Consider the following 15,473-nt stretch of genomic DNA (forward strand, 5'->3'; position numbering starts at 1 on the left):
CTCCACATATGTAGTATATACCAAAAAACACATATCCGTCAAGATTTCCGGTTATTAATTTTTCCCATATATAAGGTATCATAAAAATTATTTTAAAAATAATATAGTAAAAGTATTGACAATACCTAAAAGGTATGTTACTATAAGATATATAGAAAATCGATAGGTGTCTTATGGATAAAATAATTTTAGGAATTTTACTGCTACGCAGGATGACTGCATACGAAATTAAAAATGTTATCAAAAATAATTTTAAGTCTATGTGCAGTGATAGCCTTGGAAGCATTCAGGCAGCTCTTAAAAAATTGCTTGAACTGAATATGGTTAGTTTTGAAGAACTGGTCGAAAAAGGAGTAAATAAAAAAAGATACTCAATAACCGACATCGGGCAAAAGGCATTAATAGATTGGATAAAGGTGCCGCTTAATACTTCAAAAACTAAGAATATGGATTTTGCAAAACTTCTTTTTATGGGTTATGTTCCGAAGGAAAACCGGAAATATTTGATCAATCAAATTATTGTCTCCTTAGAAAAAGACTATGCAGCATTAAAATCCGTAAAAGAGTCAATAAATGTTGAAGATGAAAGAGCTGCTTTAAAGAATTATTTACTTACCGATAAAGAGTATCAAAAAAGAATTAAAGCATTGCATAAAAAAAATATATCCGAAAGCATCGAAGACATCGGTACATTCACGATGGCTGCCTTGGACTATGGAATCGACATCGCTGCTTTTAATATAGAATGGTTTAAAAAATTAAAAAAAAGAATATAAAGAACAAACAGGCATTAAAGGAATTCCGTATGAAAAAAATAAGACAAGCACAAGAATCTGATAGAAACAAAATTGTCGATTGCATTCTCGATGCATTTCAAAAAGATTTTTCCGAATTTATAAATAAAGTCGGAAAGAATAAAGTAGAAAGTTTTCTTAAAGAATGCATAAGAATAAATTGTTTTTATCTGATAGAAACTGAACAGGAAATTATCGGAGTTTTAGCACTTTCAGATATTAAAGGAAGAGCTATAAATGGAGCAAAAAAAGCAGCTCAAAAATATTTCGGAGCCTTTGTCGGCCGGATTTTATACATGGCAAATTTCAAAGACTTTGAAATTAATTACTGTAAATCGGAAACTATAGGCTTTATAGAATTTGCAGCTGTCAGACAAAAATTTCAAGGCCGAGGTATCGCTTCTTTTTTGATAACAAAAGTAATATCCGAAACAAGTTATACAAACTATCTTTTGGATGTGGTAGATACAAATTATGCAGCAATTAATTGCTATACTAAATTAGGTTTTATCGAAATAAAACGAGATAAAGTTATGTTTGGCAAGCAAAAAGGATTTAAAGAAAAAATATTTATGGAGTATAAAAAAGAAGATGAATAACACAAATAGAACTAAACGAAATATAATTATTTTTACAATTTTCAGTACCCTTTGCGGCTGGATAGGATATTTTGTCGATAAATTGACAGGTCAAGCTCATTATAAAAATATCGGTACAATGGCAGGCGAAGAGCCCTTGGGAATGCTTATTTGGTTAGTATCGCCATTAATTTGTACAATGGTTCTGCGCACTTTTGGCGGAGACGGCTGGAAAAATGCAGGATTCGCATTTAATTTTAAAAATAATAAAATATTATATTTAATAAGTTTTTTGGTATATCCGGTCGTTACTATAATTGTTATTTTACTGGGCGTAATAACAAAAGGTATCAGATTTTCCAATATGAGTATAGGTCTTACGGCCTATTTCGGAATTTTGTTTACACAGATTACAATTCAATTTATAAAAAATATATTTGAAGAATCCGTGTGGAGAGCTTATCTTACAAATCAATTATTAAAGTTAAAATTATCCGATTTAAAAATATATTTGCTTATCGGATTTATATGGTGGCTTTGGCATTTGCCTTATATTATGATATTTCTTTCCGAAAGTGAAATACAAAATACTTTACCTGTTGGAAGATTGACATTTTTTTTGATAGGAACAATCGTAGTTACAGTTTGGACGATAATGTATACGGAAATTTTCAGAATTACAAAATCCGTATGGCCGTTGGTTATTGCTCATACCATGGAAGATGCGGTAATAAATCCGTTACTTTTATTGGGTATTGTCTCTATAGAAAAAAATCAAGCATTTCTTTTTTCTCTTTCAGTTGGTTTGATTCCGACAATTCTTTATCTGATAGTGGGATTATCCATTCGAAAATGGAGAACTAACCCAAAATTTTTCTATCAATCAGCAAAAATTGGTAACCGGTTTTAAAGATTGTTTTAACACTACAATAAATGAATACACTCAAAAAATAAGAATGACTAAGGCTCTTGAATTACTTTATAACCATGAGTTATCTATTGTAGAAATAGCACAGACGGTAGGCTATTAGGGCGACGGCTATTTTCAAAAAGCGTTTAAAGAAACCTACGGAATCAGCCCGTCCCGGATGCGGAAAGATTTGTAAGACACCTTTTAAAAATCTATACCTAATTTTTTAGAAGGGACTTTATATATTTAGCCCCCATAAGCGGAATATTTTTTTAAGCCTTTTTTCCATACTATTGCACAAAAAACACTTAATACCGCTATCCAACAAGCGGCTTTAAGCAAATAAAGGAAAGCTCCATAAAACGGTTCGTTATCAAGCAAAAAACTTACGGGGATATGGGAAATAAAGGCAAAGGGTAAGTTTTTTAAAACCTTAAATACCGATTCGGGCAAAAAGACAAGAGGAAAAATAATACCGGCAGAAATATTTTTAAGTACCCTTATCGAAGTGTAAAGTGAAGAAACACGCGAAAAGTAAAAGCTGTATAGAGCTATCAAAAAATCGATTAAAAAATTGATAAGATAACCTGCAAATAAAAAGAGCGTAAAAAACACAATCTTCCATGTAAAAAAATTAAACACAAAATAAGGCGACAGTAAAAAATATAAAATCAAAATAGGAAGAGCATTCATCGTAATAAAAACAAAACGATGCGGTAAATCGGAAGCAAGTTGGTAAAGTGCATAATTATACGGTTTTATAAGATAGGTATTTAAGGTACCGAGCCTTATGTCGTCCGAAACTTTAAATATAGAAACGGTTGAGGTGATATTGTATGTTATTAAGGTTAAAAAATAATAAGAAACAATTCCGCCTGCTTCAAGAGGCATATCCGTACTTTGATAACTGACGGCAAGCCATAAAAGCACATTAACGGTAAAAGGAAAAAGCGAAAATAAAAATCCCGAAATAAAATTAACCCTGTACTCCAATTGATTAGCTAAACTTGTCTTAAAAACTTTATAATAGATATTCATAATCTTTCCCTTAAAATAATTAAATAAAAAATCAGCCGGCCGCCGTATATAATTTTCTGATAACATCTTCCATCGATATATTTTCAATGGTAATATCGCTTAACTCTTCGATAAAATCATTGGAAATACTTTTTAATATATCCAAGCTATCTGAAGCATCGGCAGAAATTTTAACGGTATCTTCTCCTCTTTTTTCTGCAAAAAGCCCTTCCCTTTCGTGCAAGATTTTTATAATTTTTTCAGCGTTTGGGAATTTTAATTTTAGTATAAAGTATTTTTTATTTAAAAACTCGTTTTTAAAATGAACAAATGAATCGGAATATATTTTTTCTCCGTTGTTTATTAAAATCAATTCGCTGCAAAGAGAAACAATGTCGTTAAAATTATGACTTGTCAATATAAGCGTGGAATGATATGTACTGCAATACTGTTTTAAAAAATCCCGTATAGCATATTGTGTAATGATGTCGAGTCCTATTGTCGGCTCATCAAGAAAAATAAGTTTCGGTTTATGAATGAGGGCTGCTATCAATTCCATCTTCATCCGCTCTCCCAAAGAAAGACGCCTCACTTGAACATTCAGCTGTTTTTCGACACCGAGTATTTCGATCATCGTGTTAAGCGCTTTTTTATAATCGGCATCTTCAAGTTCGTAAATAGTTTTATTGAGTTCAAAAGAATCCACAGCCGGCAAGTCCCACCAAAGCTGACTCTTATTTCCCATCACCATTGAAATTTGACGCAAATATTCTTTTTTCTTTTCAAAAGGATTGAAATTCAATGCGGAAATCTTTCCTTCCGTCGGAAATATTAAACCCGACAGCATTTTAAGCGTTGTCGTTTTTCCTGCACCGTTTAAACCGATTAAACCCGTTATCGAACCTTGATGAATTTGAAAAGAAAGATTTTTAACGGCAGACTTATAAAGTTTTTCCCGCTTAAATATATTTTTAATGCTTCCTTTAAGACCTGCATCTTTTTTATAATAAGCATAAGTCTTGCAAATATTTTCTGCAACAATACTGTTCACATTATTAACTGCCTGATCCGACATAGTGCTTTACTCCTCTTTTAAAAATAAAATTTGACAATATAAAAAAGAAAAAACTCGAAACAAAAGAAACCCCGATGTAGTACCTCGGTAATTTTTCTACGGCAAATAAAATCGGAAAATTAAAACAAATAAAAAGCGGAACAACAAATATGAGTATTTTTTGAATCAAGCCGGGATATATCTGCATGGGTTTATTTCCGATTGTAATAAGTTCCGAACCTATTCCCATAACAATATCCATTCTCATAAACCAAAAAGCTAAGCTCATCAATATAAACATAATCGAATAAATTAAAAAAAAGCCGTTAAGCGAAAGCAAAATATAAAGCGATAATTTTAATGGCGTCATTTCTATATCGAGTTTGATAAAACAATAAATTAAACCTGCAATATTTATGAAGATATTTTTTATTTGAGGAATATCGAATTCGTTAAACGAAATAGTAAAACGCGGCGGCAATGGCTTTAGTAAGATAAAATCCAAGGTACCGGTATTTATCATTTCGGGTAATCTTTTTAATCCCGGTACTATCAAAAAAGTAAAAAGTGAATCCATAAGTCCGCCTTGAAAGGTAAGCATCAGCATTCGGTACTTATCCCAACCGTTCACCGTTTTTGTGTGAATAAAAATAGTGTTTATAAAAATTAGATACATCAGCATCCATACAAGTTCAAAGGTTCCGCCGCTTATAAAATTGAATTTATATTCCATTAAATTCATAAGGGAACCTTTAAAATATGCTTTCGATATTAAAAAATATTTTTTCATCGCACTCTACTCGTCTAAAATTTATAACGAATACTATCACAAGAGAGCGACAGCTATATGTCGTAATTGGATAAAAAAGTTTTAAATTTTACCTAGAGTAAACACTCCATCAGCTATGCTGTCATAGGAGGAGCGGTGTGTTATCATTAAAATAAGTTTTTGCGTTTTAAGTTCGGATAAAAGAGAGCTTAATGCGAGGTTTGTTTCAGAATCGAGGGCATTTTCCACCTCATCGAATAAGATAACCTCGCCGGTTTGCAAAAAACAGCGGCTTAAGGCAAGACGCTGAATTTGCCCCTGCGAAAGGATATGTTCTTTTCCGCCCAATTGTGTATCAAGCCCCTTGTCCAGCGCATCGATAACCTTATTTAATTTTGTTTTTGTCAACACATCGTTTATTGTAAGCGTATCGGCTTTTTTACCGAATAAGAGATTTTCTTTTATAGTACCGGAAAAAATAAAAGGATTTTGACTTATATACGAAAGCCTTGAAGCAAGATTACAAAAAATAATCCTACCTTCTAATACCGATTCAGTTTTAAGACTAATATTTCCCGAAATAATATTAAAAAGACTAGTTTTGCCTGAACCGTTCTCTCCCTTAATAAGATAAAGACCTGGGAATTTAAACTCGGTATTTAGATTTTTAAAAAGAAAATTATTTTTTTTATAAGCAAAAGTTACATTTTCTATTTTGATTTTTTTTATGTTTGAAGTATCTTTTTCTTCTTTTATGAGCGAAAAAAAATTTTGTCTTTCATCAAAAATACTTTTTAAGCGCTCTACCGAAACAAAGGAAACTATAATTCCCTTATAAGTTTCGGCACATGAAGAAACAAGGCTTCTAAATTTTTGAGAATACATGAGGGCTGCGGTAATAGTGCCGACGGTGTTTTTTCCTTCAAGGACGGTTAAACCGATAATGGCAAATAAAGAAATGTTTATGGTAAAATTAGTAAAAAAAGAAGAGGAAGAGGACTGCATTCCGATAATCGTAGATTCCTTAACATGTATAAAAATATATTTTAAAATATTTTTAAACTTATAAATAAAAAACTTTTGCGAAGAATAATTTTTTATCTCCTGTAGGCCCCTTATCGTTTCGTCAATATAGGCAGTATATTCGTCCTGTCTTTTACGCTGAATCTCATTGACGGCAGCCTGCTTTGTTCCAAAATATTTTGCCAAAAAAACGGGAATAACCGAAACTATGAGCGTAAGACAAAAAATAAAAATATCTATTTTAAAGAGTCTAAAACCTATTATACCCATCATAATAATGGAGGTAATTATCGAAGGGATTTGAGAAGTATAGATACCCGTCATTATCCCTAAATCGGATAAAAAAAGATTTAAAAGTTTACCCGAATCCTGCTCGGAACTTCCCTTAGGCGGTAAATGTAAGAGGTTTAAATAAAGACGGCTTTCGGTATAAACGGTCATTTTACGCTGAAGCAAAAACTGAAACCAAGAACTTAAAAGCGAAAAAACAAGCCCTGCAATTTGAAAAAGAATAATGATCTTTAAAAAGGAAAAAAAAGCAGTCCTATCCTTTAAGGTTAAAGCATCGATTATCTTCCCTGTAAATAGAGGTTCAAAGGTGGATGCATAATTACCGATAAGAGAAAAACAAAGGAGAAAAAACAAGGCCGAAAAAAACGGCTTTATAAATGAGGCAGCCCAGCGAGATAATTTTGTATTCATTCCATTTTAAGTTATTCTTCTTTTTTCAAAATAATAACGGGGACATTTTATATCCGCCGTAACCGTATCGCCGGTATGTTCGTAAATAAAACGTAAACAACGGCTGTACACTTTATGACATTCGTTATAGTATTCTTCGGGGCAGGTTTTGCACGGCGAGTTTTCGGCAAAAATATTCCGCTCGGGCGGATTAAGCCATTTTTGCATAAGTTCCCCGTTCCAACATTCTGCAAGGCTTTGCGTTTTTAAATCTCCCAATACATACCGCTTATCGTAAGGAAGCTGTTCACAAATAAAAACTTCTCCATTCGGCATAAGAGTCAACGAAAAACGCCCCGCATTACAAATTGCTCTTTTTTCAAAAATGTTTTCTTTTGTAACCTGCTCGACTATGACAGGCTCATCATAAGCTTTTTCAAATCCGCCTGCCGTAAGCTCCACATCCTTATGTGCTTCTTTAAATTTCCGCACAACTTCACTTGCTCTTTTCATTTGCTCATCACTCGGATAAAGATCATCGGTATGCCTCGTGCCGCTTCTTCCGTATTGAACAACCTGCATCCGTTTAATTCCCAAATCGTTAAGAAGGTTTAAGTAATCGGCTAAACCGTCCGCATTATACGAAGTTAAAACAGCCTTTACACGCACTTCAATACCGTGTTTTTGTAAGTTTTTTATCATTTGAATTGCTTTTGAAAAATACTCATCATCGGTGACACCTAAAATATTTTTAACTATTTTACCGTCGGCGGCATCAAGGCTTATCTGCATTCCCCTTAAGCCCGCCTTTTCACGCAATTTTTTTATTCTGTCTTCACTTATAATCGATTTAGTTGAAAGAGAATATAAAAGCCCGTGCTCGTATAAACTTTGCATAAGCTCATCTATGTCGGGGCGGAGCATGGGGTCTCCCCCTGTGAGCATAAAACTTTCGCATCCGGTTTCTTTTAGTTCTTTAAAAATAATATTTAAACGTTCAAGGGGAATTAATTCTTTTACAGGCACAAGAGGATGGTAACAGTACTTGCACTTAAAGCCGCAGGAGGTCATCACGTTATAATTTACCGAAAGAGGAGCTGAAAGCCGTAAATCACGCGGATCAAAAATAATTTTTTCTTTAGGAATTATAAAGGCTGACGGATCGGGATAACGGTTTTGAGTTTGTTTTAAAATAGCAGGTTTTACTTCGGAAATATCCATAACCAAGGGCTGAATATTGGTACGTTTTTCGAGAGCTTCAAGCGAATTAAAAAGTAGTTTTTTATAATCAACATCATCATTTGATTCCATTCCAAAAACATAGGCCATGTTATTTGCAACTTCGCCGAAGGTATGTTCACCGTCAAAGAGTAAGAGCATAATAACTTCTTGCGGAAGCAAAATACTTACCTTATCGGGAGAATAAAAAAAGTCATCTATTGTATATGCAACACAGCGGTGTTCTTCTTTTCTAAAGCGAAGTTCGGGGTTATAGATTAGTTTTTGATTCGGGTTGAAGTTTTGCATGGAATCTTTTTATTTTAAAATAAACCTATGGTTTTCCCGTTAGAGCAGCCGTAAAAACATTTCGATGCACAAGATGAAGCAGCACAGCCTTCCGCACATGCGGATGCTATACCGCATGGTTTGTTGTCTTTTACTGTACTGCTTACAGAACATCCCGGCTGACATTTTAGGGAACAATAACTAAAAACAAAGAATTTCAAAACCGAATCCATAGCCGTATCTTCAGGTTTATAATCAAGTTCACCGTTTTTTATTTTTTGTTTCAGATCGGATAAATTCATAATCACCCTCCGGTGTTTTATAGATTATTTTCTAACTGATTAAAAATTTCATATAATTCAGCAGAATATTTTTTTATCAATTCATAATCATCGGAATTTATTTGAGATTTTATTTCGTTAAGCCAGCCTACGGTTTGCTTATCGTTTTCTTTTTGCTCTTGGGTACGTTCTTCATTTGAAATTTCTGCAAGAGTTTTTTCGATTGTATCGGCAACTATTCCATATTGTAAAACGGCAAGCTGTAAATGCCCCAGTTTAGGATTGAGACCGTTTTGCTTAAAAATCTTTTGTATTTTTTTGGGAGGCGTTTTTTTACATATAGACTTAAAAAGATCAGACATACTTATTTCGTTGTCAACTGCTATCCAAGCCTTTATATCGGCTGCCGTTATTTCGGCAAAAAGCCTTTCATGATTTTCAATAAAACTTTTTACATTGTCTTCGCTTAAAACGGCTTTATCATAATTAGTTACCGTACACGACAAAATAAGAATATGCAGAATAAAAAAGAAGAAGCTGCAATCAATAATTTTTTTCAATTTATTTTCCTCCAAAGTATTTATTTTAAATAAATTTTATTTAACCTAAAGCCATACTTATGGGGCAGGATAAAGTACATGTCGCACAAGAAACAACCGCACAAGACGGGGCACAGGAAACACCGCAATTTTTAAAGTCAGACAACCTAATCGTTCCGTTTATTGTATTTGATGAACAGCCGTTGCTGCAAGATTTTCTACATACACCAGTTAAAAAATAAGAATTAAAATAAGATGCAAAACCCGAATTCATCAAAACTTCATTCCACTCGGAAGCTTCAAGGTTCCCGTCTTTGATACCCTGTTTTAGTTTAGATAACTGCATTTACACCTCCATTACTTAGCACACAAAAATTATATTTATAAAACCGTTTGTTTACTACTCGCACAGCAATCCATACAACCATGAGAACAGCCTTCCATACAGCTGGGTATACACTTGTCCCCAAGTCTTAAAGTTTCAAATATCGATAAAAAACAATACCTAGCATTGTAGAATCCAAGTTTTCCATATAAAATATCAATATTTTTAATATCGGATAAATCAAGCGAGCCCGATTTGATATCTTTTCTTAGTTTATCCAAATTCATAGCTTCCTCCACTTACATAGTAGACCACATTTTTACCTTTGTCAAGGGTAAATTTATGAAAAAAAGCATTTTTTTCAAATTTTCAAACTTTTTCTCATCTTTACGTATTTGCCAATATCAATTATCAAGATTATGAGGGCTATAATAAAAACTATAAAATAAATAACTATTAAAAAATAAAAATATACATACCGAAATAAAAATATAAAAAAATTATTAATTGAATGAATAAGAATAGGGACATAAATATTATTGGTTTTTTCATAACAATAAGCCAATAAAATACCGTCAAGCACAAGAGAAAACATTTTTATATTAAATCCATAACCCGGTATATGTAAAAAAGCAAAAAGTATTGAAGAAATAAATACAGCAATAAATACATTGCTTATTTCTTTTAATTTATTATACAGAAGTCCTCTATAAAATATTTCTTCAAAAACAGGACCAATGATTACGGTACTTATAAGCATAAAAGGTTCAAAACGAGGTCTTTGTAATTTTTCTAAAATCAAAATATCATATACAGTAATATTTTTTTTACCCGTTAAAATATCATTAAAATATTTAAAAAAATTAAAAAGAAAAGAATTATCAAAGATAAAGGATATTATATAATATATCATCGTGATTGATGACAGATAAATCATCCCTTTTATAATAACAGAGAAATTTAATTTTTTATAAGTAAATATTATCTTTAAATCTTTTGAATAAAATAAATAGAAAATGATTATAAATAGTAAAAACAATAAACTACCGAAAATCCCATTATATTTAACGAATAAGGTATAATAGTAATTATAAAAATTTTTGAAAAGAAATTTACCGGTGTAAGAAATTATCAAAAAAACAAAAATATACAATACAAAAAGAATGCACAGATCTTTTATTACTTTTTTATTCATATAATTACTCCATAAGTTTATACTCAATGTCTAACTTAAGCCTACCATACGAAATTTCATCTGTCAAGCGTAAATTTACGAAAATATTTACTCATAGGATAAAAAACCATGTTTTTTATTTATTTTCACTAAAATAAAAACTTTCAATAGAGCTCTATATTTTATTCTTTAGCTGCATCTAAGATTTGTTCAATCTTATAATAATTTTTTTCTACTAATCTAAAATCCTGTATACTTATTGCTTTTCTTATTTCGGAGATTATTGAAGGTTGATCGGTTTCTTTTATTTTATCTCCAAACATTTTCTCACATTTTAGTACAAAAAAACAATATTGTAATACAGCCAATTGTAAAGCTGTCTTTTTTACATCAAGGTTTAATTCCGAAAAAACAGATGTAACCTCAGCCGGAAGCGAATCATTTTCCAATGTTCGCAAAATATCTTCAATTTTCTTATTTTTAAAAAATAAAGACCAGTCGGTTTTATTCAATTTTGAAGTTAATTCATGGTAATTTTTTAGAATATTATTAATACTACCCAAAGATAATTTCATATTTTTTTGAGCTTCTGCCTCGCTAACGGCTTTTGCAAATTCTTGTTCTGCACGTTTTTTTTCTGCCTCTGCTTTTTTAAATTCTTGCTCGGCGCGTTGTTTCTCCGACTTTGCTTTACTCAATTCACGCTCTGCACGTTTCTTTTCTGCCTCCGCTTTCTCAAATTCCGTTTTTGCTTTCATATACGGTTCTAACCAGTTTTCAGTAATATCTTTATACAAATTCTCATATAAATTAAATAAATTGACATCACTAGAATCATGATACAGTACAAGAGATTGTTCTTCAGCATTCAAATTTACACAAAAAGATGTAAAGAATAAAATTATTACAAATATTAGTGTTATATTTTTTTTCATATTTTCCTCCCATAAAAAATAAAAAATGTAGTTTTTACGGTAAGTCTCTACCATAAAATAAAAGAATTAAGTATTTTCACTTATTATAAGTATCTCATGGTTTCCGACGCATGTCAAGATAAATTTGTAAAAAACATTTTTTTATTTATTTTCATTAAATCAAATGCTTCCAAGAAGGTTTTTGTCGTAATTGGATAAAAAACTTTTTGCGGTTTTTATGAGTTCTTCTTGGTAATCTTTTGGAGAGACAACCTTTACCTTATCTCCGAAGCTGAGGAGGAGAGCCTTCCATAAGCGTTCTTTTGCAGGAACACGAATATGGGTTTTGTATTTTTGAAAAGATTTTTTCTCGATTACGGAATCGGGGAAGTATTCTTCGATAAGAGGAATTTCTTTTTTGTCAAAGACGATTTCTATATCGATGCAGGTTTTATAATAGGCAAGCTCGGCTTCTTTCATTTTTTGTTGTATGTCGCCGTGTTTTATAAAAGACCTTTCTTTTGAGAGAACAAGATTTTGCATCCGTGCAACCTTAAAGGTTCTATATTCTTTTTTTTCTTTGATGTATGAAAATAAATACCATGCATACCATTTATAATGAATGGCAAGAGGCTCCGCGCAAACATGGGAGCTTTTCCCTTCGGAATTGCGGTAATCGAAAACTATATAGTTTTTTCCGCTGATAGCCTCTTCTAAAAGCATATTGGAACCCTGCACTTTTTTATTTTCTTTTGTAACGCTAAAATCCCAAAATACTTTTTGCCCACCTTCTTTTTCGATAATTGCATTGTATTTTTGAATTAAAGAATTTAGCTTATCGTTTGTGTATGAGGTCGCAAGACTTTCCAAAGCGTTTATAATAATCTGCTGTTCGCTGTTTTTGATGTTGATGTTTTTTATTTTATAATTTTCCAAGACGGCATAGCCGCCGTATCTTCCGCCCAGCGTATACACAGGGATTCCGGCTTCTGCTATGCTTGCCATATCCCTCTGAATAGTACGCACCGACACATTAAAATATTCAGCTAAATATTTTGCAGAAACCTTTTCGTGGTTTAGTAAGTATATAATTATTTCGAGAATGCGTTCAAGTTTCATTTTTTTAATAAGCAACTTTGCGTTCTTTGCACCCCTTGCGGTTTAAAAAGAGTTCATTATCCCCTGCTTACATTCCCTGTAAATAGCCTTTAAGTTTTTCGATACGGCGTAAAAATTCTGTAAGCTTTTCTTTTTCGCCTTCGAGGACTTCGCTCGGAGCGTTTTTGACAAAATTCTCGTTTTTGAGTTTTAAATCTATCTTTGAAGCATTTTGCTCATTTTTTTCAAGCTCTTTTTCAAACCTCTTTTTTAGCTGTTCGATATCGATTGAGTCTCCCGTTATCAAAAAGGCTTCAAAGCCCGCTCCCACTACACCGATTGAGGAAGCCGGTTTTTCAGTAAGAGAAGAAATAAAATCCAAATCGGAAAGTCCTGAAAGCATTTTAATTAGTTCGGCATTTTCACGGGCGGCTTCGGCAGGAGAATCTTTTTCAATATAAATAGAAACTTTAAGCTTAACTTGAGGGTCTATGCCGCATTCGGCGCGTAAAGCCCTGATGTTGCGGACTATTTCCTGCATGGTTCTAAAGCGGATGGAAGCAGCCTCGTCTATGCGCTCTTTTTTTTCTTCAGGGTAATCCGATGTCATTAAAATTTCGGCACGGGCTAAGGCGCCTTCAGCACAATTTTTAGGCAGCTTGGAATAAATCTCTTCTGTAACAAAGGCTAAAAAGGGGTGAAGGAGGCGTAAGGATTCTTCCAAGACGGCAAGGAGCACCGAGGCTGCCCTATCCTTCTCTTTTTCGTCCCCGTATTTAAACGAAAGCTTGGTTCCTTCAACATACCAATCGCAAAAATTATTCCAAAAGAATTCGTAAACCTTTTGAGCCGCCTCATTGTAGCGGTAAGAATCAAGGCTTGTCCTTACAACTTGGGCAGCCTCGTTAAGCTCGTGATAAATCCAGCGGTCAAGTTCTTTTAAAGCATCTCGGCTTACAGGCACAATGGTTCTTCCTGCAAGGTTTCCTAAAATATAGCGCGAAGCATTCCAAACCTTGTTTGCAAATTTCGAGCCGAGTTTAAAACTTTCCATGTCGATTAAAAAATCCTGACTTTGGGAGCCGCACATAAAGGTAAGAGTAAACTTCATGGCATCAGCCCCGAACTCTTCGATGGCTACAAGGGGATCAATTCCGTTCCCTAAGCTCTTACTCATCTTGCGGCCCTGTTTATCCCTAACCAAGCCGTGGATAAAAATATCTTTAAACGGAGCCTTCCCGGTAAACTGTAAGGAAGCCATTATCATTCTCGCGACCCAAAAGAAGATTATATCGTGTCCCGTAACAAGGGCAGATGTAGGGAAAAAGCGTTCAAGGTCTTCCGTTTTTTCAGGCCAGCCGAGGGTCGAAAAGGGCCAAAGCCAGCTTGAAAACCAAGTGTCTAAAACGTCTTCATCTTGTTTTATGTTTTTTGACTTACAGTGAGGACATTCCGTAATATCTGTGCGGCTTACTATTGTTTTGCCGCAATCGGCGCAATACCAAACAGGAATACGGTGTCCCCACCAAAGCTGACGGGAAATACACCAGTCACGGATATTGTTCATCCAGTGAGCGTAAGTGTTTTCCCATTTTTGAGGATAAAAAACCACCTCGCCTTTTTTCCATGCATCTAGGGCTTTTTCGGCCAGGGGCTGCATCTTTACAAACCATTGTTTTGAAACATAGGGCTCTATAGTTGTGTGACAGCGGTAGCAGCAGCCTACAGCGTGCTTTATTTTTTCTTCATTTTTAAAAAGCCCCAAGGCTTCCAAATCTTCGATAACGGCCTTGCGGGCTTTTTCAGGTGAAAGGCCGCGGTATTTTTCCGGAACAGCCTCGTTCAAGGTTCCGTCAGGGTTTAAGATATTGAGAACCGGAAGATTATGTCTCCTGCCTACTTCCCAGTCATTGGGGTCATGGGCAGGAGTTATCTTTACAACACCGGTTCCGAATTCCCTGTCAACATAAGAATCGGCAATAACAGGAATCTTTCTATTTGCGAGAGGAAGAATTACTTCCTTCCCTATGATGGAAGCATAGCGGGGATCTTCGGGGTGAACTGCAACGGCTGTATCTCCCAAGAGGGTTTCGGGGCGGGTGGTCGCAATTTCGATTCTTGTTATTTTTTCGCCTTCTTCATTTTGTAAAACTGCCCCGTCAGCCAATTCGTAATAAATATGGTACATGCCGCCCTTTCTGTCTTCATGTTCAACCTCATCATCGGAAATTGCCGTACCGCATGAGGGGCACCAGTTTACAAGGTAGTTTCCCTGATAGATGAGCCCCTTTTCATAAAGAGAAACAAAGACTTCCCTTACAGCCTGAGAGAGGCCTTCATCCAATGTAAAGCGTTCTCTTTCCCAGTCAACCGAAACGCCCATTTTGCGGAGCTGTTTTGTTATTATCGAGTGATGCTCATTTTTAACTTCCCAAACCTTTTCTACAAAGGCTTCCCTTCCTAGATCGTGCCTCGTCTTGCCTTCAGCCTTCAATTTTTTTTCTACAACGGATTGGGTTGCGATACCTGCATGATCGGTTCCGGGAATCCAAAGAGTTTCATCCCCCTTCATGCGGTGATAGCGGACAATTACATCCTGCAAGGTTTCATCGAGGGCATGGCCTACATGGAGAACGCCCGTAACATTGGGAGGCGGAATGACGACCGTAAAGGTATTTTTGCCTGTTTTCTTTTTTACCGGCCTAAAGCACTTATTGGCTTCCCAAAAGGAATAAATACGCTCTTCAAATTCTTTAGGATTATAAGATTTTTCCAATTCAATCGCCTGCAATTTTTCGCTCATTGTTTTC

At 34.2% G+C, this 15,473-nt stretch carries 17 protein-coding genes; 4 read left to right on the forward strand and 13 right to left on the reverse strand.

Features of this window, described 5'->3' with window-relative positions:
- Window positions 1–173 precede the first annotated feature (173 nt).
- The 4 genes from E4O07_RS06585 to E4O07_RS06600 are packed head-to-tail and all read left to right on the forward strand — an operon-like array spanning window position 174 to window position 2,403.
- The gene (locus E4O07_RS06585; protein ID WP_253688073.1) at window positions 174–776 is read left to right on the forward strand and encodes a PadR family transcriptional regulator; all 603 of its coding nucleotides are present in this window, start codon (window positions 174–176) and stop codon (window positions 774–776) included.
- A gap of 29 nt (window positions 777–805) precedes the next feature.
- A complete protein-coding gene (locus tag E4O07_RS06590) occupies window positions 806–1,393 on the forward strand; it encodes a GNAT family N-acetyltransferase (protein ID WP_253688074.1) in 588 nt (195 codons plus the stop codon).
- The gene (locus E4O07_RS06595) at window positions 1,386–2,282 is read left to right on the forward strand and encodes a CPBP family glutamic-type intramembrane protease (RefSeq protein WP_253688075.1); all 897 of its coding nucleotides are present in this window, start codon (window positions 1,386–1,388) and stop codon (window positions 2,280–2,282) included. The genes E4O07_RS06590 and E4O07_RS06595 overlap by 8 nt, the downstream gene beginning before the upstream one ends.
- Window positions 2,266–2,403, forward strand: a complete 138-nt coding sequence (locus E4O07_RS06600; protein ID WP_253688076.1) for a helix-turn-helix transcriptional regulator — start codon at window positions 2,266–2,268, stop codon at window positions 2,401–2,403. Before E4O07_RS06595 ends, E4O07_RS06600 begins: the two co-directional genes overlap by 17 nt.
- A 125-nt stretch (window positions 2,404–2,528) precedes the next feature.
- Here E4O07_RS06600 and E4O07_RS06605 read toward each other — a convergent pair whose 3' ends face one another.
- The 13 genes from E4O07_RS06605 to E4O07_RS06665 form a co-directional block, all read right to left on the reverse strand.
- A complete protein-coding gene (locus E4O07_RS06605) occupies window positions 2,529–3,320 on the reverse strand; it encodes an ABC transporter permease (protein ID WP_253688077.1) in 792 nt (263 codons plus the stop codon).
- Window positions 3,321–3,351: 31 nt separating this feature from the next.
- Entirely contained in the window at window positions 3,352–4,374 is a 1,023-nt protein-coding gene (locus E4O07_RS06610) for an ABC transporter ATP-binding protein (RefSeq protein ID WP_253688078.1), read from the reverse strand.
- Window positions 4,355–5,143 carry an ABC transporter permease gene (locus E4O07_RS06615; protein ID WP_253688079.1) on the reverse strand — a complete coding sequence of 263 codons (789 nt, stop codon included), beginning with the start codon at window positions 5,141–5,143 and terminating at the stop codon, window positions 4,355–4,357. The genes E4O07_RS06610 and E4O07_RS06615 overlap by 20 nt, the downstream gene beginning before the upstream one ends.
- An 81-nt stretch (window positions 5,144–5,224) precedes the next feature.
- Window positions 5,225–6,847, reverse strand: a complete 1,623-nt coding sequence (locus tag E4O07_RS06620) for an ABC transporter transmembrane domain-containing protein (RefSeq protein ID WP_253688080.1) — start codon at window positions 6,845–6,847, stop codon at window positions 5,225–5,227.
- 6 nt (window positions 6,848–6,853) lie between these two features.
- Window positions 6,854–8,353: a radical SAM protein gene (locus E4O07_RS06625; RefSeq protein ID WP_253688081.1), complete on the reverse strand. Its 1,500-nt coding sequence runs from the start codon at window positions 8,351–8,353 to the stop codon at window positions 6,854–6,856.
- A 14-nt stretch (window positions 8,354–8,367) separates the two neighbouring features.
- Window positions 8,368–8,634 (reverse strand): hypothetical protein, encoded by a 267-nt coding sequence (locus E4O07_RS06630; protein ID WP_253688082.1) that lies wholly within the window; start codon window positions 8,632–8,634, stop codon window positions 8,368–8,370.
- A 17-nt stretch (window positions 8,635–8,651) separates the two neighbouring features.
- Window positions 8,652–9,173 carry a hypothetical protein gene (locus tag E4O07_RS06635; RefSeq protein ID WP_253688083.1) on the reverse strand — a complete coding sequence of 174 codons (522 nt, stop codon included), beginning with the start codon at window positions 9,171–9,173 and terminating at the stop codon, window positions 8,652–8,654.
- Between the two features lie 40 nt (window positions 9,174–9,213).
- Window positions 9,214–9,498 (reverse strand): hypothetical protein, encoded by a 285-nt coding sequence (locus tag E4O07_RS06640; protein WP_253688084.1) that lies wholly within the window; start codon window positions 9,496–9,498, stop codon window positions 9,214–9,216.
- A 35-nt stretch (window positions 9,499–9,533) separates the two neighbouring features.
- Window positions 9,534–9,764 (reverse strand): hypothetical protein, encoded by a 231-nt coding sequence (locus tag E4O07_RS06645; RefSeq protein ID WP_253688085.1) that lies wholly within the window; start codon window positions 9,762–9,764, stop codon window positions 9,534–9,536.
- Window positions 9,765–9,838: 74 nt separating this feature from the next.
- Window positions 9,839–10,672: a CPBP family intramembrane glutamic endopeptidase gene (locus E4O07_RS06650; protein ID WP_253688086.1), complete on the reverse strand. Its 834-nt coding sequence runs from the start codon at window positions 10,670–10,672 to the stop codon at window positions 9,839–9,841.
- A 161-nt stretch (window positions 10,673–10,833) separates the two neighbouring features.
- Entirely contained in the window at window positions 10,834–11,586 is a 753-nt protein-coding gene (locus E4O07_RS06655; protein ID WP_253688087.1) for a hypothetical protein, read from the reverse strand.
- Between the two features lie 159 nt (window positions 11,587–11,745).
- Window positions 11,746–12,684, reverse strand: a complete 939-nt coding sequence (locus tag E4O07_RS06660) for a helix-turn-helix transcriptional regulator (protein ID WP_253688088.1) — start codon at window positions 12,682–12,684, stop codon at window positions 11,746–11,748.
- 67 nt (window positions 12,685–12,751) lie between these two features.
- Window positions 12,752–15,466 (reverse strand): valine--tRNA ligase, encoded by a 2,715-nt coding sequence (locus tag E4O07_RS06665; protein ID WP_253688089.1) that lies wholly within the window; start codon window positions 15,464–15,466, stop codon window positions 12,752–12,754.
- Window positions 15,467–15,473 lie beyond the last annotated feature (7 nt).

The sequence above is a fragment of the Treponema sp. OMZ 798 genome, assembly GCF_024181385.1.
Lineage (GTDB): Bacteria > Spirochaetota > Spirochaetia > Treponematales > Treponemataceae > Treponema_B.

What these genes read in the sequence shown, in the direction of transcription:
- E4O07_RS06585 (WP_253688073.1), top strand. Translation starts at nt 174, where the DNA reads ATGGATAAAATAATTTTAGGAATTTTACTGCTACGCAGGATGACTGCA.
- E4O07_RS06590 (WP_253688074.1), top strand. Translation starts at nt 806, where the DNA reads ATGAAAAAAATAAGACAAGCACAAGAATCTGATAGAAACAAAATTGTC.
- E4O07_RS06595 (WP_253688075.1), top strand. Translation starts at nt 1,386, where the DNA reads ATGAATAACACAAATAGAACTAAACGAAATATAATTATTTTTACAATT.
- E4O07_RS06605 (WP_253688077.1), bottom strand. Translation starts at nt 3,320, where the DNA reads ATGAATATCTATTATAAAGTTTTTAAGACAAGTTTAGCTAATCAATTG.
- E4O07_RS06610 (WP_253688078.1), bottom strand. Translation starts at nt 4,374, where the DNA reads ATGTCGGATCAGGCAGTTAATAATGTGAACAGTATTGTTGCAGAAAAT.
- E4O07_RS06615 (WP_253688079.1), bottom strand. Translation starts at nt 5,143, where the DNA reads ATGAAAAAATATTTTTTAATATCGAAAGCATATTTTAAAGGTTCCCTT.
- E4O07_RS06620 (WP_253688080.1), bottom strand. Translation starts at nt 6,847, where the DNA reads ATGAATACAAAATTATCTCGCTGGGCTGCCTCATTTATAAAGCCGTTT.
- E4O07_RS06625 (WP_253688081.1), bottom strand. Translation starts at nt 8,353, where the DNA reads ATGCAAAACTTCAACCCGAATCAAAAACTAATCTATAACCCCGAACTT.
- E4O07_RS06630 (WP_253688082.1), bottom strand. Translation starts at nt 8,634, where the DNA reads ATGAATTTATCCGATCTGAAACAAAAAATAAAAAACGGTGAACTTGAT.
- E4O07_RS06640 (WP_253688084.1), bottom strand. Translation starts at nt 9,498, where the DNA reads ATGCAGTTATCTAAACTAAAACAGGGTATCAAAGACGGGAACCTTGAA.
- E4O07_RS06645 (WP_253688085.1), bottom strand. Translation starts at nt 9,764, where the DNA reads ATGAATTTGGATAAACTAAGAAAAGATATCAAATCGGGCTCGCTTGAT.
- E4O07_RS06650 (WP_253688086.1), bottom strand. Translation starts at nt 10,672, where the DNA reads ATGAATAAAAAAGTAATAAAAGATCTGTGCATTCTTTTTGTATTGTAT.
- E4O07_RS06655 (WP_253688087.1), bottom strand. Translation starts at nt 11,586, where the DNA reads ATGAAAAAAAATATAACACTAATATTTGTAATAATTTTATTCTTTACA.
- E4O07_RS06660 (WP_253688088.1), bottom strand. Translation starts at nt 12,684, where the DNA reads ATGAAACTTGAACGCATTCTCGAAATAATTATATACTTACTAAACCAC.
- E4O07_RS06665 (WP_253688089.1), bottom strand. Translation starts at nt 15,466, where the DNA reads ATGAGCGAAAAATTGCAGGCGATTGAATTGGAAAAATCTTATAATCCT.